The sequence below is a fragment of the Labilithrix luteola genome, assembly GCF_001263205.1.
Taxonomy (GTDB): Bacteria; Myxococcota_A; Polyangia; order Polyangiales; family Polyangiaceae; genus Labilithrix; species Labilithrix luteola.
The window spans coordinates 2,881,084-2,903,778 of the sequence record NZ_CP012333.1 but is presented as its reverse complement, the minus strand read 5'-3'; the positions used below and the strand labels follow the sequence as shown (position 1 = coordinate 2,903,778).

Genomic DNA, 22,695 nt, shown 5'->3' with positions numbered 1-22,695 from the left:
AGGGGCCAGCGGGAAAGCCGGTGCCGGTTCGATGCGTGCATTCCCGACGACGAGCATGGGTGCGAGGCGTGACCATGGCGGTAAGCTTGTTCAGGGGCTCCCCGCACTTCGCATCCACTCTTCTCTCGACTTGGCCGTCGACTTGGCCCTCCATTCGGCGCGCTCGGCGCATCTCTAGACGACGAAACCCATGCTCGGATTCGTGTGGCGCTTCTTGGACCTTCGACCCGGCGAAAAACGGTCGGTCGTCCTTTCGTTCAGCGTCCTCTTCTTGATCATCAGCGCGCATACGACGCTCGAAACCGCGCGCGACGCACTCTTCCTCACGAAGCTCCCTCCTCGTGACCTGAACATCGTTTACGTGATCCTGGCCGGCCTCACCTTCGTCGTGGCCTACGGGAGCACCTGGTTCGCCGACCGGATTGGGCGGCGTAACGCGTTGATCTGCACGCTGGTCGTCGCGGCCTACGTGACCACGCTCCTCCACTTCCAGGCGCCGACGCCTCGCATGGCGATGGCGCTCTACCTCTTCTGTGGACTGGTAGGCGCTCTCTTGACGCCTCAGTTCTGGATGCTCGCGGCTCAGGTGTTCACCGTTGCCCAAGGGCGTCGTCTGTTCGGACCGATCGCCTCGGGCGGTGTCGTGGGCGGCGTCGTGGGAGCGAGTGTCGCCGCCCTGCTCTTGCAGGTCTTGCCGGTGACGTCGCTGCTTCTCGTCGCGTCGGGATTGTTCATTCTCACGGCGCTCGTTCTCACCCTGGCGCCGGCCGAACGCGTGGCTCCGCAGCCAACGGGCGAAGCGGCGCGCCGCGAACGCGAACGGCGCTATCAGCTGTTCCGAGAGAATCCGTTTCTCGCGCGCATCGCCGGACTCGTCGCCGTGTCGACGGCCGCCGTTCTCGTCGTCGACTACCTCTTCAAATCGACGGTGGCGCGCATGGTCCCCGCCGCCTCGATGGGTGACTTCTTCGCCCGGTACTACGCGCTGATGAACGGGCTCTCGCTCGTCGTGCAGCTCGTTCTCGCGAGCCGCATGATCCGGCGCTTCGGCGTCATCGGCGCCGTCGGCTTCATGCCGTTCTTGCTCCTCGGCGGTGGCCTGAGCGCGCTGCTGGGGAGCGGCGTGTTCCTCATCGTGTTGGGCCTCAAAGGCATCGACGGCGGCCTCCGCTACTCGCTCAATCGCGTGGCCACGGAGCTTCTCTACCTGCCGCTTCCGAAGGAAGTGCGCGAGCGCGGCAAGAGCTTCGTCGACGGCGTGCTCTCGAAGGTGGTGCAGGCCCTCACGGCCGTCGTCCTCTACTACCTGGCAATGCAGGGCCTGGCGTCGGCGCGCATTCTCGCTGCCATCATCGCGGGGCTCAGCGCCCTGTGGCTCGGGACCGCCATCACGCTGCGTTCGCGGTACCTCGATCTGTTCCGGCGTGCCCTCACGAAGGGATCGCTCGATGCTCGCGCAGGCGTCGGCGAGCTCGACTTGCGCTCGGCCGAATTGATCGTCGAGTCGATGGCCAGCGCGGATCCCGCCACGGTCATCGCGGCGATGGACGTCCTCCAGATCCATCACCACACGAAGCTCATTCCGGCGCTCGTCCTCTACCATGACGACTCCAGCGTCTTGATTCACGCGCTCGAGCTCTTCGGAGCTTCGAAGCGCAAGGACTGGTATGCGCTGGCGGAGCGACTGCTCCAGAATCCGAGCGAAGACGTTCGCATCGCGACGGTGCGCGCGCTCGCCAAGCACGGACGCCTCGAGCCGCTCCGCCGTGCGGTTGACGACGCGAACTCGCGCGTGCACGCGTACGCGGCGTTCCACGTGGCCATCCAGGAGGCCCAGACCGACCTCCTCGAGCACCCACTGATACGGGCGGTTCTCGAGGTTCCCGGGCAGTTCGGTCTGGCCACGCGCCTCGGTCTCCTCGCGGCCGTGTCCGACGCACCCGATACTCGCGCGACGTCGCTGCTCCTCGCGATGACGAAGCGGCCCGAGATTTGTGCCGATGCGGAGGCGATGGAGCTCATGGCCACGGCGGTCGCGAAGCTGAAGGAGCCGCAGTTCGTTCCCATCTTCGTCGCGCACCTCGGCAAGCGGGCAGGGCGCGACGCGATTCGTGAAGCACTCGTCGCCATCGGTGACCGTGCTCTCACGGCGCTCTCGGCGGCGCTCGACGACCCGACCACGGATCGTTCGGTGCGCTTGCACGTCCCGCGCACGATCTCCCGCTTCGGCACGCAGCGCGCGGCCGACATCCTCGTCGACGGCCTCGCCGTGGAGAAAGACGGAGCCGTTCGCTTCAAGCTCATTCGCGCACTGGGCCAGCTGACGGCGCACTTCGACGTGAAGATCGACCGTGTGGGTGTCGAAAAGGAGGCGCGTCGCAACCTCGAGGAGTACTTGAGGCTCCTCGCGCAGCACGTGGCCCTCGCGTCGTCACGGGATCCGAAGCAGGTCATCGCCATCGACGGTGCATCGCTGCTCTTCGGTCTTCTCGACGACAAGCTTCGCCAGTCGATGGAGCGTGCGTTCCGCCTTCTCAAGCTCGCGCACCCGCAGGAAGACATCCAGAGCGTGCACACCGCGGCACTGTCTTCGGATCGGCATGCGCGCGCGAACGCCAGCGAGTTCCTCGATGCGCTGCTCGCGCGTCGTGATCAGGAAGCCCTTCGCGCGCTGTTGCGCGTGGTCGTCGACGACGCGAACGACGAAGTGCGTGTCGATCGAGCCGCGGAGCTCGTTCCGGGGCTCATTCGCGATCACGACCAAGCGCTCGCCGCGCTCATCGACGATCACGATCGCCCGCTCGCGGCGCTCGCTGCGTACCATGCGGCTTCGCTCGGCAAGGGCGAGCTGCGCGATACGGCGGGCGCACAAGGGCGGCGCCCGTCGCTGCTCGGAATCGCCGAACGCATTTTCCCCGAACCGCAACCGAACCTGAGGCCGAATCGTGCCTGATCGCGAACCCACCCCGCAGGTCGTCCGCGAGCTCTTCCTCTCCTCGCTTCTTTTTCAGAGCCCGAAGACCCTGGGCCCCGTGATGCAGCGCATCGCGACGAAGATGGAAGACGTGTACGTGGCCGAGGGCGAGAGCATCTATCGCATCGGAGAGAAGCCCGAGCGCCACTACTTCGTCGTGAGCGGCGAGGTCGCCCTCACGGCGCCGGGAACACCCACGTGGACCTTCCGCGAGCGTTCGCTCATCGGCACGATCGACGTCGGGCTCAATCGCCCGCGTGCTCGTAACGCCGTCGCCGTCAAGCGCACGCACTTGCTCGCCATGCCTGCAGAGGAATGGCTCTCGCTCCTCGAAGACATCTTCGAGTTCGCCGAGCGAGCCATTCGCCTCACCGCCGCGGGGGTCGACACGCTCCGAACCCGCAAGCCACCGCTTGGCGGCTTCGATCCGCCGACGGGCGAGATCGTTCCGCTCGGCGAGAGGCTCGACCTCGTCGGGCGCATTCTGCTTCTGCGCAAGGTCGACCTCTGTCGTCGCGCCGGGTCGCAGGCGCTCGCGACCATCGCGGAGCTCGCCGACGAGCGTCGACTCGATGCGGGTGAGCCGTTTCCCCTGTCGGACGATCGAGGCGGCCGCGTCTTCGTGGTCGTGTCGGGTGAAATCGAGGTGACACGCGCCGAGCCGGAGCTGACCGGAACATTCCGGACCGGTCAGGTGGTTCGCGGCGTCGAAGCGCTCGGCTCGCAGGGGGATTATGAGGCGAAGGCCCTCGTACCGAGCGCGGTGCTCTCGATTTCCATCGAGGACTATTTCGACGTCATGGAAGACCAGTTCGACCTCGCCCGTGCCGCGATCGCGGCCACCGCGGAGGAGCGCGAACGGTTGCTGAATCGGCAGGTCTCTCAAGACGAGGTCTGAAGTCCTCGGCCGGCCCCCGGCTGGACACCGCGGCTCCGCTCGATAAATTGCAGAGGGACCGCATGCGCTGCCTGGACGAAAACGAGCTGTCCGCGCACCTCGCAGGACGGTTCAATCCGGGTGCGCGTGATCCCGACGCGACCGAGCGCATCACCGAGCACCTCGACGAGTGCGCGACGTGTGCGGATCTCATGATGGCGCTCGCCCGCGCGTATCCGGTCGAGCCGCCGCTCACCGGCGTTCCGCACTCGATGGACATCACCGAGATCATGTCGCGGGCGCCGCTCGATCCTTATGCCCCGCAACGGAAAGAGACGGGGGAGGAGGCCCCTCCGACCCAGATCGGGCGTTACGTCGTGCTCGCACCGCTCGGGACCGGCGGCATGGGCGTGGTCTACGCCGCGTACGATCCGAAGCTCGACCGTAAAGTTGCGATCAAACTTCTACGCGGACGTTCGGGGGAAGACGAGCAGGCGCGCCATGCGCAGCGCACGTTGATGCGCGAGGCGCGCACGATGGCGCGGATTTCCCATCCGAACGTGCTCGCCGTGCACGACGTCGGCTCGCACGACGGTCATGTGTTTCTCGTCATGGATTTCGTCGACGGCGGAACGCTACGCCACTGGCTGCGAAGTCACAGGCACGAGCCCGGTGAGATCTTGAAGGCCGTGCTCCACGCAGGCAGTGGTCTCGTCGCGGCGCACAAGGCCGGCCTCGTTCATCGTGATTTCAAGCCGGACAACGTGCTCGTGTCGCGCGACGGTCGCGTGCTCGTCGCCGACTTCGGCCTCACGAGCGCGACGCCCAGCATTGGCGGCATTCGTTCGCCGGATGGAGGCGGTGCAGCCGGAACGCCCGGCTACATGGCGCCCGAAGTGAGGTTGGGCGCGGAGGCGGACGAGCGAAGCGATCAGTACAGTTTCTGCGTCACGCTCCACGAGTCGCTCCTCGGCGAGCGCCCGCCGGAAGATCGACCGTCCGACGTGCTCGAACGAGCCTTCGGCATTCCCGACGCTGTGAAGGTCGCGATCCGCCGTGGTCTGTCGCCTGCGCCCCAAGGGCGGTTCTCGTCGATGCAGGCGCTGCTCGACGAGCTGGCTGCGAACGTTCCGGAAGTGACGCCGACGCGAGCGACGCCGCTGCCGGGGAGCTTCGCGTCGGCCGTCGTCACCACGGTGTCTTCGCGCCGCAAACGGAGTGTGTGGCCGCTGGCCGTCGCGTCGTTCGCGGTCGTGGTCCTGTCGGGGCTGACGCTCCACTTCGTTTCGTCTGGAGCGCGGCCCACGGCGGCCGCATCGGTCACGGAAGCGTCGAAGACGGCGACGAGCGCCGCGTCGGACACACGAGCCGGCGACCTTCCCCCGGCGTTTCCGACCTTGTCGGCACCCGCTCCGCCGACCACGTCGAGCGCCTCACCCTCGAGCGTCCCTCGTCGGAAGCCGTCGTCGCGCCCTGCCAGCCGGTCAGGCCCTCCGGCTTCGGGCGACCCTCTGTCGCGACAGTATTGAGTCCGCTACGTTGTCTTCGCCTTTGAATCGCGTTTCTCTGACCTCCGGCGCAGCGCTTGCCATCGCGCTCGCCCTCACGACGCCCGCCTACGGCGCGGACACGTCGGCCCCGGCCGGCGCGCTCTTTCGTCAGGGCCGCGAGGACATGGCGAAGGGCAACTACGACCAGGCTTGTTCGCGGTTTTCGGAGAGCCTCCGGCTCCTGCCCGCGGTCGGCACCATGCTCAATCTCGCCGATTGCGAGGAGCATCGCGGCCGCGTGGCCGATGCGCTCGCCAACTTCCAGCACGCGCTCGATGCGATGGCGAAGAACGACGATCGGAACGCCTACGCTCGGGGGCGCATCGCCAAGCTCCAGCCGCGTGTTCCGCACGTACGTCTCGTTCCGTCCGGCGGTCCGCTCAGCGTCGAGCTGGACGGCGTGCAGCTCGGTGATGCGGCTCTCGACGTTCCGCTTCCCGTCAATCCGGGGGCGCGCACCGTCGTGGTCCACGCCTCGGGACGGCAAGACCGCAGCTATTCCGTTCAGGTCGCCGAAGGGGCGACGTTGGACGTCGCGATCCAGCCCGGCGATCTGCTCCCTGCTCGCGAGCTCGACGCGAAGTCCGACGCTCGGGTCACGCCCGTCGCGACGCCCTCGCGTGCCGCCGCGTGGACGTCGCTCGCGATCGGCGGAACCGGTCTTGCCGTCGGAACCGTCTCGGGGCTCCTCGCGCTCGGCTTGGCCGGAAAAGTGCGGGACAACTGTCCGAACCACGAGTGCACATCCTCCGAGGACGTCGAGCGGGCGAGCACCGGCAAAACCCTTACCGTCGTGAGCACGCTGGGCTTCGGCGTGGGCGTGGTGGGGGTGGGCCTCGCGACCTATCTGTTCCTTCGTCACGGTGCCGCCACCAAGCCCGCCTTCACACAGGGCTGGACCGACGTGTCGCCCATGGTAAGCGCCGGCACGGCGGGCATCTCGCTCACCCGGACCTTCCGCTGATCGGACACCGTCGAGTGCCTCGGGGCTCGAAGCCAAGTAAAGTTTCAAGCATGGACCTCGGTCTCCTTCGCGACGCGTTCACCCGCGCGCTGCCCGAGGCGCAACAGGTCGAGGCGAGGGGGATTACCGATCTCGGACTGCAGCTGAGCGCACTCTTGCGAGAGGCGCGCGCAGCATGGTCACCGGTGGTCGTCGGCGACGTCGAGGTTCTGGCCCACGTTGCCGGCTACGTGCGAACCGATTGTCCCTTGCCGCAGGCGATCGCCGAGCTGCGCTTCTCCGATCTCTACGGCGCATGCGCGTGTGCGCGGGGAGACAACACTGCCATCCGCCTCTTCGAGCAACGCTACTTCGGCGAGCTCGATGCGCTGTGGCCATCGTTTCGCGAGCGCGTGAGCCACGAGGATGCGCGTCAGATGCTCCGCCAGAAGCTGTTTGCGAAGAGCGAAGACGGCGGGCCGAAGATCCTCAAGTTCGCCGGTCGCGGTGACGTACGCGGTTGGGTTCGCGTCGTGGCTGCGCGCATGCTCTCGGACGTCGTCGAGAAGGTCCAACGCGAGCGGCCCGTCGACGAGGCGTTCTTCGACAAGCTCGGAGCGGGGGTCGACATCGAGCTCGATCGCTTCAAGGCGCAGTACGGCGCGGAGTTCAAGGAAGCGTTCCGCCTCGCCGTCGAGTCGCTGACTCCGCGCGAGCGGAGCGTGCTGCGACATGCCTACGTGCGCGACGCCACCGTCGTGGAGATCGGCGCGGTCTACGGCGTTCACGGCGCGACGGCTGCGCGATGGGTGGCGAGTGCGCGCCAGCGGCTGGTCGTGGCGCTCCGCAAGAGCCTCGCCACACGCCTTCACGTCACGAACGCGGAGCTCGAGAGCGTTCTGCGCCTCATCGAGAGCACCGTCAACGTGACGCTCGAGCGTTACTTCCGCGAAGTGCAAGACGCGCACTGAACGTCACGGCACGAGCATGGCCGCGATGCGGTCGGGCCTGCGAATCGATTCCCGACGCAGCGTCTTCTCGGCGTTGGCTACGAGCTCGGCGTCGCGTTGCCCTCGGCGAACCGTGCCGAGGCGAATACGCGCCGCCGCCGCGTGCATCTTCATCGAGGCTCGCTCGAACTCCTCGACCGCGCGCTCGTAGGTCGTGAAGGCCTCGGCGCGCTGGCCCCGCAGGAATCGCACCGAAGCCTGAATCGAGAGCGCATACGGAAGCGAGGTGGGCGTGCGTTCGCGTTCGAGCCGCTTCGCATCGGCTTCGGCCTCGTTCAGTCGTGCCGTCGCGTCGTGACCTTCCTTCGCCGCGGCGATGGCGGTTCGCGCGCGCAGGGCGGTCGTCTCGATCCGCATGTTCTGGACCTGCAGCAGGAAGGCCTTCTTCATGCCGGCCCAGGCGTCCTGCACGATGGCATGCGCCGCCACTCCGCGCCCGAGATAGAGCTCGATGTTGACCGCCGTGTCGACGTCGAAGTACCGCTGCAGGTAGAAGCCTTCTTGAGGAAGCATGCGCCGCGCTTCTTCGAGCTGGGCGCGCCCTTCCTCGGGCTTGTCCGTCGCGAGCCAGACGACGTGCGAACGCCACGTGCGCAAGCTGCCGGCGAGATACACGTCGCCGCGTTCTTCGGCTTCACGAAGCCGCGTGGGCACGTTGCGAACGAGCTCCGCGATCTCTCCGAGGCTGTAGAGGCACTGGATGCCGAAGAGCGTTGCCGCGGCGAGCTCCCAGGCGACGCCTGTGCATTCGTCGCGGAAGATCCGTTCGCCGCGTACGAAGAGCTCGTGACCGCGCTTGCATTGCCCGCGCATGAAGGCCGCGATGCCCGCGGTGGTGAGCGAGACGGCGATGGCGTGCGGCTGGCCGAGACGCTCGGAGAGATCGCGTGCGGTCTCGAGCAGGTGCTTCTCGCGCGCCGCGGCCCACGGATCGGCGAAGGTCGCCATGTAACCGGCTTCGATTCCGAGTCCGGCCGCAACGCGCGAGGGCTCGCCCGCCTGGAGCGCCATGAGCAAGTGCTTGGTTTGGAAGGCCGAGCCGCGAATCGGGTCGACGAGGCAGAGGCCGGTCGATGCGGTCCAGCACGTATCGATGCGTGCCAGCACGTCGGCGGAGACGTCGCTCTCTTTGCGCTCGCGGAAGTCGAGGCCGCGTAAACGTAGCTGCGCGCGTCGCAGAAGCAGCGTGGTGAGCGCGCGGCTCGGCGACGAAGGAAGGCTCATGCCCACGGCAGCGAGGACCTCGCGCATGAGAACGAGCCCTTCGTCGACGCGCGCGCTCCGAAGAAGGTGCACGGCTGCGCGCCGCTTGAGATCGAGCGCGACGCCATCGGGGGCTCCCTTGGCTGCACGAAGGTATTCCTCGGAGGCGAGCACCACGCGCCCTGCGTTGACGAGTGCGTCACCGAGGGTGATGCGCAGTCGCCGCTCGTCTTCCGGCTCCCACGTGCCGTGCTCGAGGGCGAGGGCGAAGAGGCGCGCGGCGCGCTCGAAGGCGAGGCCCCGTTCGGCTTGTTCGGCCGCGGCACGTGCGGCCTTGGCGGCGCGCTCGTGGTCGCCGGCCCCGAGCCAGTGTTCGACCGGCGCGTCGAGGTCGCTGCGGTCCGACGCGGAGAGGGCCACGGCGAACCGCAAATGCTGGGTCTTGAGCTCGTCGGGCTCGAGGAGGGCAACGGCCGCTTCGCGGATGCGATCGTGGTAAGGCTCGAACTCCTCGAGCTCGCCTGCTGCCTTGCTGCGAACGAACCGCTCGGAGCGGAGGAGCGCGAAGTTCTGTTCCTCGGCCGTTCCGACCGGCGCGGCATCTTCGAGGATGCGTCGCTCGAGCGGCTGGCCCGCGACCGACACGACCGAGAGCAGCGCGCGTGCCGGCGCGGGCAGCTCCTGGAGGCGCGACCGCAGGACGGTGTCGAGGAGGATGGGCCCCGACCGGCTCTCGAGCGTGCGCGTCTCGAAGTACCGTGCGAGCTCCTGGAGGAAGAACGGGCTGCCGCCCGACTCGGCCGCCACGTGCGCGACGAGGGAATCGCCGGGCGCCGTTCCGAGGAGCTCCGCTGCCAGCTCGCGCGCGTCGCCGTCGGAGAGTGCATCCACCGTGAGGTCTCGCACGTCGCCGAGCTCGCCGCGTTTTCTCCGCGATGCGAGCTCGCGCAGCAGCTCGCTCGAGGCTTCGTCTTCGCTGCGATAGCTCGCTACGAGGAGCATGCGCGGCGCCTCGGGGGGCCGCAGGATCTCGGCGAGGAGGGCCAGGCTGTCGGCGTCGCCGCGCTGCAAGTCGTCGAGATGGAGAATGAGCGTCGCACGTTCTCCGAGCCATCGGAGGAGCCCGCGCAGCGCGGCGAAGCCACGGTTTCGGAGCTCCTGAGGGCTCTGGCCATCGACGACGCCCGGCCCGCGCGCATGGTTGTCGGCGATGGCGCGCATCACCGGGAAGAGACGCGCCACGCGGACCATGTTGCGCGCCACCGTATCGTCCACGCGATCGCGCAAGACGTCGCCGAGATGATTGGCGAGCGCATCGACGAGGCTGTCGAGGCCCTTGAACGGCACTGACTCGCGCTCGTAGCAGCGACCGGCGAGCGCCACGGCTCCGCTTGCCGTCGCCTGGTCGAGGAAGTGCCGGACGAGCGTGCTCTTGCCCATGCCCGAACGGCCTCGCACGAGCATGACCACGGGGGTTCCTGCCCGCACGGCGCCGAGCGCCTCGTCGAGCGCATCGAGGTCGCTGCGCCGTCCGACGAACGCCGGGTCCACGTGCACACGAGCAGCCGGTCGCGCGATCGTGCGCTTGTGCCCGGCAAGCCGCGCGAGCACCTGTTCACCCGTCGGTCGCTTCGCGGGATCGCGGCTCAGGAGGTCGACGCAGAGCTCTTCGAGATCGGATGGAACCTCGGGATCGACGCGCGAGGGAGGCCGAGGATCTTCGTGCTGCTTGCGGCTGAGGACCTCGAGATTGTCGCCCGGGTAGGGCGTGACGCCGGTGAGCGTTCGATAGAGGGTTGCGCCGACGGAGTACCAATCGCTCGCTTCGGTCAACGTTCCACACGCCGCTTGTTCGGGCGACATGTATGCGACGGTTCCGACGAGCGGACTGCCTTCACCCCCCGCGGTGCTCTGACTCCCGAGCGACGCCACGAGCCCGAAGTCGCAAAGGCGTGCGCGCCCGTCTTCGGGCACCAGGATGTTCGAAGGTTTGATGTCGCGATGGAGCTTGCCGGCGGTGTGCAGCGCCATCACGCCGTGCACGACGTGGGGGAGCGCGATGCGCAATCGTTCGATGTCGAGCTCGCCGCGGTTCGTCACGCCGCTCGGCGCCTTGCGATGGACGTTCGTGAGCGTCTCGTGGTCGAGCGGAAGCGTTCGGGCATTCGACGAGATGTCGCCGTCCACGAGCGGCCTCACGAAGCGCAGGAGATCGACGCCCGTGACGAGCTCCATCGTGAAGTAGAGCAGGTTGCCCTCGGAGAGCAGCTCGTAGAGCGTGACGAGGTTCGGATGCGTGATGTCGCTGAGGGCGCGAAACTCGTTCTTGAACTGGAAGAGCGAGATGGGGTCGACCATCCGCAGCATCTTCAGAGCGACGGGCATGCGCCGCTTCTGGTCGTATGCGGCGTAGACGATGCCCATCGCGCCGCGGCCGAGGATCCGCTGGAGCAAGAAGCGATCGCCGCCGAGTTGCAGCGCAGCCGTTTCGTTGACCCGCCCCGATGGCTCCATCCGCCCGCAGGCGAGAGCCTAGCATCCGCATAGTCATTCTTTGCAGCCGGAGGACGCCGTCCTTATGGTCGAACCAACGTGACCCGCTTCGCGCTCGCGCCGATGTCGTCCGGCCTGCGCCTCCTGACCTGGGGGCTCTTCGGCGTTCCGCTATGCATGCTCGGTGCCGCGCTCGTCGCGCGTCCGCCGATCGGTTCGGTCCTCGGGGGAGCGTTCGTCTTCGTCGCGCTCCTTTACGCCAGCGTGTGGTTCGTCTTCCGCCCAACCTACTTCGCGGTCGGTGAGAGCGACCTTCGGATCGTCTGGCCCGCTCGTTCGCGTGTGATCCCTCGCGAGGCGATCGTCCGGGCACGCGTCTTGTCTCATGACGAGTTCCGGCGGACGTACGGCTGGGGCGTCCGCATCGGCGCGGGAGGGCTCTGGGGCGGGTTCGGTTTGCTCCAGACCTCCCAGGTGACCTTCTCGATGTGGATTTCGCGACTCGACCCGCTCGTCATCGTCGAGCTTCGTGAAGGCCGTCCCCTGCTTCTTACGCCGGAAAATCCAGGCTCTTTCGTCGAAGCGCTCGGGTCGGCCCCACGTGCCGAGAGGTAGGCGCGCAGCTCCACGTTTGCCATGCGAAACCGGCCTGTTTTTGGTTTGATACGACCCCGGCCCCGCCTTGCTCGCGCGACCATCGCATCGACCCCGTGACGTCTTCGGCGTGGCCATCGTGGCGGCGCTGATTGCGTTCGCGCTCGCGTTCGGGGCCCAGCGAGGACGGCGCGTCGTGCCCGTCGTCGCGCGCGCGGGCGAGGTGACCGAGCTCGGCGGCAAGCTCGCGCGCTTCGCGTTCTTTCCAGCCTCCGGTCGCATCGTCGCGTCGACCTCCGATGGTCACGGACAACTCGATCTCGAAATGTCGCTCGTGGTCGACGGCGTGGAGCGACCGATCGCGATGCGCCGGAGTGACGTGCAGCTGCGCGACAAGAGCACGCTCGCCGTCTCCTTCCCCGTCGAGATCGGCGAGGAGCACGCGACCGGATTGCTCGAGCTCAAGCTCGACCCGAGCTCCGATCTGCTCTCCGCGGGCCTCGCCATCACACCCGACTCGGGAAGCGCGACGCACACCTATGCGCTGCGCGTGGGCCTCGCCCCGGAGAGCCGTTCGGTCTTCGTTCCCGGCGTCGGCACGCTCTCCGACCTCGGTACGGTCGACGCGAGCTCGGTCGTGATCGACGACGACGCACATGCGTTCGCGCTCGTCTCCACCCAGGGCGCGATGACGATCGCGTCGCAGGCACCGGACCTCGATCAGGCAGGGGCTCGACCTCGCCTCGTCGTCACCGCACGAACGGAGACGGCGCCGGCGCGCCTCGCGGGTGCCGTGCCCAAGACCGCGCGTCTCGATTTCGGCATCCTCGTCGGCGCGTCGAGCCAGGCCATCTGGGGACGCCTCTACAAGCTTCTCCGTAGCGAGACCGCCAAGGTCACGGGCATCGTGACCGGCACGCACGAGCGCGCGCACGTCTTCGCGCGCGGCGACGACGGCCATCCGATGATCCGCGCGATGGTCGACGGTCAAGGACGCTTCGTCATCGAGGCCCCGAAGACGGCCACGCAGTGGTACGCGGCGCTCGAAACGGCCGCCACGAGCGCACCGATTCGCTTTCCTCCCGGCACGCCCTGGGAGCTCAAGCTCGACGTCTCCGCCGGAGGAGAGCTATCCGTGCGCGTGATCGATGGCGACACGGGCCAGCCCCTCGTCTCGCGCCTCCTCGTGAAGGGCATCGAGGGCACGATCGATCCGAGCTTCGGCCCCGACTACCGCGCGTCCGGCGCCGGACCGCTCATGGACATGCTCGACGGCGAAGTCACAACGCCGCTGCCCGCCGGCCGCTACCGCGTCTCCGCCACGCACGGCATGGAATGGAGCATCGACGCCGAGTCGATCGAGATCACGAGCGGTCACACGAAGCACGTCGACCTCGCGCTTCGCCATGTGGTTCCCACGCCCGGGATCGTCGGTTGCGATCTGCACGTCCACGCGCGACCGAGCTTCGACACGCCCGTCACCACCGAAGACCGCGTCCTCTCGCTCGTGTCGGCCGGCGTCGACTTCGCCGTTCCAAGCGAGCACAACATCGTCGGCGACTACGGGCCTGCAACCGATCTCCTCCGCATCGGAAACAGGCAGCTCGCGCACGTCACGGGCGTCGAGGTGACCACGTACAATCCGCGGTTCGGGCACTTCGGCGTGTTCCCGTATCCGCTCGGCGCAGGGGTCCCGCCGTTCAAGGGAACCACGGCCGGCGCGATCTTCACCGCCGGGCATCGTGGCGATCCCAATCGCATCGTGCAGGTCAATCACCCGCGCATGCAGATGGGCATCGGTTACTTCGGAATCGTGGGCTTCGATCCGAAGACCGGACGAATTCCTTCCAGCATGCGGACCGACTTCGACACGATCGAGGTCTACAACGGTTACGAATCCGCCAATCGCGCGCAGGTCGAACGCGTGATGGAGGACTGGTACGCGCTCCTGAACCTCGGCAAGCGCTACGCCGCGACGGGCAGCAGCGATTCGCATCGCATCCAGTACCAGTGGGCGGGTTACCCGCGCACGTTCGCGATGGTCGATCCGAAGGCCGCGGGCGATACAGGCCTGCCTGTCGACACACGCGAAGTCGTCGCGGCGCTCAAGAAGGGACACAGCTTCGTCTCGACCGGGCCGATGATCGAGTTCGACGTCGTCTCGGAAGGCAAGAATGGAAAGCCCGGCGACGATCTGCCGACGCCGCGAGGACCTCTCACGGGGAAGCTTCGTGTGCGCGCAGCGCCGTGGGTCGACGTCACCTCCGTGGAGCTGGTGGCGGGCGTACCTAGTCCCACCCTCGGCGCTTTGCCCGTCGCGTCAGGCAATCCGCCTGGCAATGTGCCCGGCACCGCTCCTGGGAGCACGAAGGTCGTCTTCAAGTCGGCGATTCCGTCGCGTCCGACGCGTCTCGGCAAGGAAGAGGGAACGCTCGAGGAAGCCGCTCAGCGCACGATTCGGTTCGAGACGGAATTGAGTGTCACTGTTCCTGAAGGAACGCGGTGGATCATCGCAGTCGTTCGCGGTGATCGTCCTCTCGACGACGCACTGCCTTTCATGGTGATTCAGCCGCTCGCTTTCACGAATCCGATCTGGCTGAGCCGATGAGGCCATCGCGTGTTTCGATGCATGTGCGCCCGACGCGAGGCCTTCGGAACGGAGACAGGCATGCTAAGTTGTCGTCTCCACGTGAGGAGCATCGCCGCACGACCGGAACGTGCCGGCGAGGTGGTCGCCGAACCGCTCGTCGAACCCGCTATCGTCGTCTGGACGCAGGGGCGTTGGCGCATCTTGCAGAGCGAATTTTGGGGGGCTGAGTGAACACGACCTTCGGGCGCTATCGGCTGCTCGAACGCCTTGGCCAAGGCGGCATGGCCGAGGTGTTCAAGGCGAAGAGCTACGGCGTCGAAGGCTTCGAGAAGGTCGTCGTCATCAAGCGGATCCTTCCGGAGCTCGCCGCGAGCGCGGAGTTCGTGGAGATGTTCATCCACGAAGCGAAGCTCGCCGTGCGCCTCTCGCACGCGAACATCGTCCAGGTCTTCGATCTCGGTCTCGCGCCTGCGGCCTCCGCGGAGGGCGTTCCCTCACCGGCTGACGCCTATTACATGGCGATGGAGTACGTGAGCGGGCTCGACCTCGCCACGGCTCTCTCGCGCTGCCGCCGCGCCCAGGTCCAGATCCCCATCGAGATGGCCGTCTACGTCGCCGCCGAAGTGGCGAAGGGCCTCGACCACGCGCACCGCCGTCGCGACGAACAGAATCTTCCGCTCAACATCGTCCACCTCGACGTCTCGCCGCAGAACGTCCTTCTCTCGCTCGAAGGCGAGGTGAAGGTCACCGACTTCGGCATCGCCAAGGCGCGCGGCGTGATCGAGCCGAGCGGCATGGAAGACACGCGCGCTCGTCAGCTGCAGGGCAAGTTCGGGTACATGAGCCCCGAGCACGCCACCGGCGAGGGCGTCGACGCGCGGAGCGATCTCTTCTCGCTCGGCGCGGTGCTCTACGAAATGCTCGCGGGCGTGAACCCGTTCAGCGCACCCACCACGTTCGAGACGCTCCGCCGCGTGTCGGCGAGCGAGTATCCGCCGGTGGAATTGCTCCGCCCCGACGTTCCCGCGGAGCTCGTCGCTCTCCTCAAGACCGCGCTCGCGCCGAAAATCGAAGATCGCTTCGCCGACGCCGGGCGCATGTACGAGGCGCTGCTCGCCTTCCTGTACTCGCAGGGTCGAAGGTTCAGCGCCCACGACCTCGCCGCCTTCCTCTCGCGCTTCCGCGCGCCCGACGAGACGGGGCCTCGCGTCGTACTCGATGCCGAGGGCATGCCCTCGCAGGAACGCACGCCGGTCGAGATTCCGCTCTCGCGCCGGAGCTATCCGTCGATCACCAAGGTCGAAACGATGCGGCCCGCGCTCGACATGGAGCGCGCGGCGGGCATGGGCGAGCGCCGCGAGGTCACCGCGCTCGCCATCGAGCTGCCCGGTTCACGTGCCGTGTCGGAAGGGCCTTCGCTCGCCGAGCGCGCGCTCGAGACCATCGCGCGACACGGCGGCCGGATCGTCTCGCAGGACCCGGAGCAGATCACCGCGGTCTTCGGCGTCGACGACCCCGACGGGCGCGACACCGAAGTCGCCACGCGCTGTGCCCTCGTCGTCCTTCGGTCGTTGACGGGCCCTTCGCTCCCGAGCGCCGGTCTCCACGTTGGGCGCATCCACGTCTCGAGCACGGGCGAGCCCACCGAAGACGAGCGCCTCTCCACGCTGCTCACCACCGCGCGCGCCTTGGCCCGCGCTCGCGAAGGCATGTGCGCGATCAGCGTCACCGCCATGCGCCAGGTCCGGAACCTCTTCGTCTTCGACACGCTCGGCGAAGGAGGCGTTCCGGGGCTCTCTGCGTCGACCACCTTCCTCGTGAAGGAGGTTCGTGGTGCGTCGGAGGCGTTCGGGCGCTTCGTCGGTCGGCGCGACGAGCTCCGTGCGTTCGGTGAAGTGCTCGCCCTCGCCACCCGCCGTCGCGCGACCGTGCTCACGATTCGCGGTGATCACGGCATCGGCAAGACACGCCTGCTCTTCGAGGTCGAACGGCGACTTCGCAAGGGCGGTTACAACGTGGGCTGGCATCTCGCCACGTGCCTCCCTCGCGGCACCGGCCTTCCGCTCTCCGGCATTCAGTGCATGCTGCAGTCACTTTGTGGCGTGGTCGAGGGTGACTCCGAGTCGCGCATTCGTCAGGTCGTGCCCCGACTTCGAGCGCTCGGCCTCCACGACGACGAGGTCGCGGCCGTGCTCTCCGCGCTCGGCGCAGCAGGCAGCGCAACGTCGGGAAATGCCCGCGCGTCGCTGCTCAATGCGTTCGCGCGAACCGTCCAGCGCCTCTGCGAAGATCGCCCTCATGCCTTCGCGTGGGACGCCGCCCACTGCATGGACGCCGACAGCTATTCCGTCCTCGAGGCCGTTCTCGAGCGCGTTCCTCAGTCGCGTGCGCTCTTCGTGCTCGCTACGCGCGCGGGGTTCTCCCATCCGCTCGAGCACACGTACGGCCCGAAGTCCGGGCACCTTCTCGAGCTCGCCGATCTCCGCGAAGACGACGCCGAGCGGCTCGTGGCGGTGCGGCTCGGCGTCGAGCGCGTTCCTTACGAGCTCGTTCGATTCGTGCGCGACCGGGCCGGTGGCCATCCGCAGATGATCGAAGAGGTGGTGAAGGCGCTCGTCGAAGCGCGCGCGGTGACCGTGGCCGATCAGGCCGTGGTGAGCATGAAGCTCCTCGGCCAGGATCTCTCGCTTCCGAAGACGCTACGCGGCCTCGTGGCTTCGCGCATCGCGCGCCTCGAAGCGGCGGACCGAGGCATCTTGCAGGCCGCGGCGGTGCTCGGTGAGCCTGCCTCCGCGCCGGTTCTCGCGAGCATGACCTCGCTCGATCTGGCGGTTCTGGAGCGCTCGTTGAGTGAGCTCACGGCGCACGGTTTCCTGGTCTATACCGGGCCTCTCGAGCTGCGCTTCACGTCGCCCATCGTGCGCGAAGTCGTGGTCGATGCGCTTCCCGCCGAAGCTGCGCGCGAGATGCATGCGGCCGCTGGAATGGCGCTCGAGAAGAGCGGCGGCGATCAGGCTGTCGAGCATGCGGCGCGCGTCGCGATGCACCTCTATTCGTCCGGTGAGGGAGACCGCGCCGGCACTTGGTTCGCGAAGAGCGCCGCCCTTCGGCTCGAGACGGGCCAGCTCGAGGCCGCTGCGCGTGATTTCGCGCGCGCGATCGAGCTCTCGCAGCTCGGCGAGCGCTCGGCTCGAGAGACGGCGGGCTGGCTGGCGGGCCTCGCCAAGGCGGTGTGTCTCGTACGAGCGTTGCCCGAGGCGATGGAGACCTGCGAACGCATCATCGCTCACGTCGACGACAAGACGCGCGACTCCTCCGCCCCCGAAGCCTTCGAGCTCCGCGTGCGGGTGCGCATCGACGCCGGGCGCATTCTCGGATCGCTCAGTCTCTTCGACGCGGCGCGCGCGCAGTTCACGGCCGCAGAGACCATCGGCGAGGGCCGTAGCGAGCTCGTGAAGTCGACGATCGTTGCTGCCGTGGAGCTGCTCGGGCGCCAGGGAGACTTCAAGCGCTCGCTGGCCCATCTCGAGCGCCTGCGCACGATGGCCTTCACGGGCGGCGACAAGGGGCAGGAACACAAGCTCCTCGCGAGTCTCGCGCAGACGAACGCGGCGATGGGCGATCACGCTGCGGCCATCCAGCACTTCGAGCGCGCGAAGGCGCTCGTGCCGGACGATCCGGTCTTCGTCTGCGAACGTCACAAGCTGCGAACGTTGATTGACTACTTCGCACGAGACTTTCGCGTCGCGGCGCTCAACTGCGAGCGCGCGATCGACCTGTCGCGCGAGCTCGGTCTGAGCTTCGAGGTGGCCATCAACCTGCACAACCTCGGCGACATCCTCGTCCACCTCGAGGACTACGCGCGCGCATACGGCGCCATCAAGCAGTCGCTCGCGCTCTCCGACGAGTTCGGTTACGAGCGCCTCGGAAGCTACAACCGCATGTTCCTCGCGTACCTCGATGGGCTCGCGGGCGACCAAGAAGCCGACCGCATCCTGCTCCAGGGCATCCGGTACGCGGAGTCGAACGAGTTCACCTGGGACGTGCTCGGCGGACGTTCGTTGCGCGCGAAGCTCCTTGCGCATCGAGGCGATCTCGATGGCGCTCGCCTCGAGTACCAACGACTTCGTGAGCTCGCGCGCGCGGCGGGCAACCGGCTCGTCGTCGACGACTGTGGAACGGCGCTCCGCTCGCTGGGTGCGTCATCGTCGCATCCGCCGCGGCACTGAGTCGTGGTCACGGCGGTGTGCCGCAAACACGCGAGGAGGTTCGTCGCAGGTCGCAACGATCGTTCGTGATCGTGATCGTGCGCGCAGATTTTTCGTGGCTCATCGGTTATCCACGAGGCGGGGGAGGGGACCATGGACGACTACGAGGACGAGCCGCTGTCCTGCGAGGAGCAAGCGGCCATCGCGACGGACTTCGTCGCGCGTCTCCAGAAACTCGCGTCACACGACGCGCCCGAGGCGCCCGGATTGCTAGGACGCATGGTGAGCCCCATCGTCCAAGGCGGAGCCGCGCAGTTCGACCGCGCGTGCGTTCTCGTTCGTCGTCGGACGCGCCTCGAAGCTCGGACCGATACGTTCGGGAGGGTCGAGGAGCTCGCCGACGGAAGTGCGATCATCGTCACGACGATCCCCACTGATCTCGACGAACTCGCCTGGCGTCTGTCCGACGATGACGCTTCCTTTCTCGCCGAGCACGACGACGAGCGAGGCATTCCGGTGTTCAGCGCCGCCCATCTCGAGCGCGTTCGCTCCGCGTTTTCGTACGACGAGGCGCTCGCGATCCTGGGTGACGAGACGGCCTTCCTCGTGCCCCGAACAGAGCTGTCCAACCGCCATGAACGGCGACCCTGAGAGGCTGTCGTATGTGCCTGAAATTGCGGATGAAAATCCTCGTTCAGGAGTGATCGAAAAACACCCCGTCGGAGCATCTCCTGGTGACGGAAAACAGGAGAGTTCTTCGATGAGATTCAGCTCGCATCAGTACGCTGCCATTCGCGATCGCAAACGTGAGAGAGCCGCGGAGGCCATGGCTGCCGAACACGCCATGGCTGCCGAACGCGCGCTCAGCATGCTCGGCTTCTGCACGCATTGCGGTGGTGACATTCTGGAAGGCGAAGAGCACGACTCCGGCTGCGCGGTGATGCGATGAGCGCCGCGGAAGTTCTGGTCACGCCGACCGTGTCGCTGAGTACGCTCGCGAAGGCCGCGGGCCCGATCTCGCCGACGGCCCTCACGCGTCTCTTGCGCGGTCACAAGTATCAAGCGCCCGGTCCTCGTCGGAGCTATCAGAACGCGCGCCGTCAGGCGATCTCGCTCTTGGTGGACAAGGCACGCCTCGACCCCGACGCGCCGCTGCGCGCACACGAGCGTGACGTGCTTCGTGCAATGGCTCGCACACAGCTCCCGCTTCCTCCGTGGATTCGTGCAACGCGACCCACCTCGAGCTCGCTTCTCGAGCTTCACGGCGTGCGCGTGTCGATGCAACCCGACGTCGAGCTCCATGGCACGATCGAGAGTGGAGCCGCGAAGTTCTCCTTCACGAAGGATCCGCTTCCGCGCGGCGTCGGAAGCCTCATGGCGGCTTTGCTCTGGTACGGCAAAGCGGTGATCGAGGGCGACCCGAAGGTGAAACCTTCCCACTGCCTCGTCTACGAACCGCGCTTGCCGTGGGTGCATCGCCCTTCGAAGCGCCCGCTCGTTCAGCTCAAGAATCTCGAGCTGGCATGCACGGTGATCAGCGCGCTCTGGGCGAGCGCGTGACCTTCAGTGGGTAATCGACACCCACGCGACGGCCGCCAGCAGGCCGATGACCATCGCCACCAGCAACACCACGAGTGCGCTGTTCCACTCGCGGTGCGGGACACGCGGGTAGTTCGTCAGCGGCTCGAGCATGTCCGCAATCGGCCTGAGCGACATCATGAGGGTGCGCGGAGGCTCCGTCTTCGGCTTGGGAGGCGTGGAGGCAAACTCCTCGACTGCCAGAGGAGGTGATTCCTCCGCGCCGTTCTTGCTGGTTTCGCGGAGCGAGTCCCACTTGCGAAGAAGCTCGGGAGCGGTGAGCCCCAGGTGTTCGAGGGCGGGCTCGTTCGCGAGCGCCACGCGATCGCTCTCGTTCGGTGTCTCGCGCGCCTCGAGGCGCGGGCCCAGGATCTCGGCCACGCGCAAGACCGCAACGTGCGAAGCGACGAGCCCTCCGCGGGCAACGGCCGCTTCCCAGTCGTGATGGAGCGCGACCACGTCGGGGAGAGGATCCGGAAGCTTCCAGCGCGCAAGAACGTGACCGCCGAACGACGCGTGGTCGAACCCGAGGAGCGCGTGCTCCTCTTCGGTCGTCGGCTCGTTGCCTGGGCCGACCTGCTCGATGAGCTCCTCGTAAAGCGGCTCGTGGAGCTGGAGGAGGAGCAGCATGCCGACGTCGTGCAACAGGCCGACGGTGAAGGCTTCGTCCGCCGAGATCTTCGCGTACGGAGCGAGCGCTCGCGTCACGCCGCCGGTCAATACGGCGTGCTTCACGATGTTCGGCGCGCTCGTCGAGTGCTCGGAGAGGAACGCGAACGCGGCCGTCGTGGTGGCGATGTTCGCGACGCGGCTCAAGCCCAGCAGGGAGACGGCGTGGCGCACGGAGGTGCAGCGCTGGCGGAGCGCGGTCGTGGGCGAGTTCGCGAGGCGCAACATGCGGGTCGCGAAGGCGATGTCGCGCTCGACGACGTCGACGACGTCGCCCAACGTTTTCGTGGGGTCGATCGCGAGCGAGTGGATCTTCGCGACGATGTGGGGGAAGGGCTTTACGCCGGCGAGCCTCGCCGCGAGCACCGAAATGTTCGTCGACGAATGCAGCGCCTCGTCCGACTCGTCGTCGGGATCAGCGTCGGGAGGTGTAGAGGGCCTGTGGGCGTTCATCGACAAGTGGGGCCTCGCGAGAGAAACGACCTGGAATCACGGAACGGCCCGCGCCCCAGGTTCTTTAGGGGCTTTCGGTGAAATCGATCGCACCCCTAGACTTCCGCCCCCTGCGCGTTGCGTAGCGGACGTGACGCGTATACTGAACGGCAAGGATGGCGCTCCGAATCACCCCCCACCGCGTTCGATCGTCGGCTTTTACGGCCGCGCTCGCTCTTGGGGCGTGGATCTCCGGGTGCGGCGGACCCCAGCTCGCACGTGACGGAACCTTCACCTTCCAGCAGAAGGGCGCGCACGGCGCGGCGGTCCTCACGGCCAACGGCGTCGAGTACCACGACAACACCGAGGTGCCCGTTCCCGTCGTCCACCGCACGGCCGACGAGCCCTGGCGTGCGCCGATGGGCTTCATTCTCCCGAAAGACGGCCGATTCACGAAGACGAGCAGCCCCACGGTGCTCTCCACGCAGGGCCTCTCCATCGTCCTTCGTCCGAGCGACACGCGCGTTCCGGCGTGGGGCGGGGAAGTGCTGGTCCGCGTCGACGTCATCGCGCCGGCGGCGGAGGGAACGGCGCGTTGGGGCGAGAACGTCGCCATCGTCATCGACGGCGAGGCCGAAGACATTCCCGAGCTCGCGGACACGGCCCTCGCGCAGCTCGCGGGGCGCGATCGCGTCACCATCCTCGATGCTCGCGGGGCGCGTGTCGTCGTTCCTTCGATGCCGGCCTCGCACCGCTCGATGGCCATCGCCGCGCTGCGCAACCATCTGCACGCCGACGCACGCGGAAGTCGCGATTTTCGCGCCACGCTGGCGCTCGCGAAGACCGCCATCGCGTCGAACGAGGTCACGCAGCGCGTCCTCGTGCTCTCCGACAAGGCGCTCGCCAAAGTGGATGTCGAGTCCGTCGCCGAGCTTGCTTCGCGCGGGATCCAGACGGGCGCCGTTCTCGGTGGCCCACTCGACGACAACACGCCGGATCGCATGGCCGAGGTTCGCGAGGCGGTGCCGCAAGCCGGCATGACCACCTTCCGCGACGTGCGCCTGATGTTCGAGGGAACGCCGGCGCCTTCGCACGTCCTCGAGGCTTCGGGCGGTGAATCGCGTTGGAAGCTCGATGCGGGCGAGCTCGTCCTCGGCAACGTGCGTGCGGGCGAGTCTCGAACGGAGGTCCTGCGCGTTACCGTTCCGGCGTGGGTCCCGGGCGAGAAGTTCCACTTTACCGTGACGGCCACCGCGGACGACCTGGCCTGGGGCGGACCGCGCGAGTTCCGCGCCGAAGTGCCCTGCGTGTACGACGACGACATCGAGCGCATCGCCAAGTCGAGACATGGGGACGTCATCGCCTATGCATCGGCGATGGCCACCTTGCGGCGCCTCGATCAAGCGTTCGTCGGCGGCGACGTCTCGCGCGCGGGTGGCCTACGCAAGCTCGCCGAGATGCACGCCCAGTCGATGAAGCTCCTCGCACGCGATACGAAAGACTTCGCCATCCAGGAGCAGGCCGACCTGCTCGTGGCGATTCTCGGCGCGACCAAGTAGTCGAGCACCGAACAG

The 22,695-nt window shown here is 67.4% G+C and carries 14 protein-coding genes; 12 read left to right on the top strand and 2 right to left on the bottom strand.

Annotated elements, in window-relative coordinates; genetic code table 11:
• Positions 1–190 precede the first annotated feature (190 nt).
• The 5 genes from AKJ09_RS13135 (at position 191) to AKJ09_RS13115 (ending at position 7,315) form a co-directional block, all read left to right on the top strand.
• Positions 191–2,953, top strand: a complete 2,763-nt coding sequence (locus tag AKJ09_RS13135; RefSeq protein WP_146647542.1) for an MFS transporter — start codon at positions 191–193, stop codon at positions 2,951–2,953.
• Positions 2,946–3,872, top strand: a complete 927-nt coding sequence (locus tag AKJ09_RS13130; RefSeq protein ID WP_146647541.1) for a cyclic nucleotide-binding domain-containing protein — start codon at positions 2,946–2,948, stop codon at positions 3,870–3,872. Before AKJ09_RS13135 ends, AKJ09_RS13130 begins: the two co-directional genes overlap by 8 nt.
• A gap of 62 nt (positions 3,873–3,934) precedes the next feature.
• Positions 3,935–5,380, top strand: coding sequence for a serine/threonine-protein kinase (locus tag AKJ09_RS13125; protein WP_146647540.1), 1,446 nt, complete (start codon positions 3,935–3,937; stop codon positions 5,378–5,380).
• Between the two features lie 22 nt (positions 5,381–5,402).
• On the top strand, positions 5,403–6,365 hold the full coding sequence (locus tag AKJ09_RS13120; protein WP_146647539.1) for a tetratricopeptide repeat protein: 963 nt from the start codon (positions 5,403–5,405) through the stop codon (positions 6,363–6,365).
• 50 nt (positions 6,366–6,415) lie between these two features.
• On the top strand, positions 6,416–7,315 hold the full coding sequence (locus tag AKJ09_RS13115; RefSeq protein WP_146647538.1) for a sigma factor-like helix-turn-helix DNA-binding protein: 900 nt from the start codon (positions 6,416–6,418) through the stop codon (positions 7,313–7,315).
• Positions 7,316–7,318: 3 nt separating this feature from the next.
• On the opposite strand, the gene AKJ09_RS13110 is transcribed toward AKJ09_RS13115, so the two are convergent.
• Positions 7,319–11,071, bottom strand: coding sequence for a serine/threonine-protein kinase (locus tag AKJ09_RS13110; protein ID WP_146647537.1), 3,753 nt, complete (start codon positions 11,069–11,071; stop codon positions 7,319–7,321).
• 78 nt (positions 11,072–11,149) lie between these two features.
• Here AKJ09_RS13110 and AKJ09_RS13105 point away from each other — a divergent pair, with 78 nt between their 5' ends.
• From AKJ09_RS13105 to AKJ09_RS13080, 6 genes are all read left to right on the top strand, one after another.
• A complete protein-coding gene (locus AKJ09_RS13105; RefSeq protein WP_146647536.1) occupies positions 11,150–11,665 on the top strand; it encodes a hypothetical protein in 516 nt (171 codons plus the stop codon).
• Between the two features lie 109 nt (positions 11,666–11,774).
• The gene (locus AKJ09_RS13100; RefSeq protein ID WP_205633696.1) at positions 11,775–14,252 is read left to right on the top strand and encodes a CehA/McbA family metallohydrolase; all 2,478 of its coding nucleotides are present in this window, start codon (positions 11,775–11,777) and stop codon (positions 14,250–14,252) included.
• Positions 14,253–14,461: 209 nt separating this feature from the next.
• Positions 14,462–18,463: a serine/threonine-protein kinase gene (locus AKJ09_RS13095; protein ID WP_146647534.1), complete on the top strand. Its 4,002-nt coding sequence runs from the start codon at positions 14,462–14,464 to the stop codon at positions 18,461–18,463.
• A gap of 132 nt (positions 18,464–18,595) precedes the next feature.
• Entirely contained in the window at positions 18,596–19,093 is a 498-nt protein-coding gene (locus tag AKJ09_RS13090) for a hypothetical protein (RefSeq protein WP_146647533.1), read from the top strand.
• Positions 19,094–19,202: 109 nt separating this feature from the next.
• Positions 19,203–19,391, top strand: a complete 189-nt coding sequence (locus AKJ09_RS13085; protein WP_146647532.1) for a hypothetical protein — start codon at positions 19,203–19,205, stop codon at positions 19,389–19,391.
• Entirely contained in the window at positions 19,388–20,002 is a 615-nt protein-coding gene (locus AKJ09_RS13080; RefSeq protein WP_146647531.1) for a hypothetical protein, read from the top strand. Before AKJ09_RS13085 ends, AKJ09_RS13080 begins: the two co-directional genes overlap by 4 nt.
• Positions 20,003–20,005: 3 nt before the next feature.
• On the opposite strand, the gene AKJ09_RS13075 is transcribed toward AKJ09_RS13080, so the two are convergent.
• Positions 20,006–21,142 carry an HDOD domain-containing protein gene (locus tag AKJ09_RS13075; protein WP_146647530.1) on the bottom strand — a complete coding sequence of 379 codons (1,137 nt, stop codon included), beginning with the start codon at positions 21,140–21,142 and terminating at the stop codon, positions 20,006–20,008.
• A 155-nt stretch (positions 21,143–21,297) separates the two neighbouring features.
• On the opposite strand from AKJ09_RS13075, the gene AKJ09_RS13070 reads away from it, so the two are divergent.
• The gene (locus AKJ09_RS13070) at positions 21,298–22,680 is read left to right on the top strand and encodes a hypothetical protein (RefSeq protein ID WP_146647529.1); all 1,383 of its coding nucleotides are present in this window, start codon (positions 21,298–21,300) and stop codon (positions 22,678–22,680) included.
• Positions 22,681–22,695 lie beyond the last annotated feature (15 nt).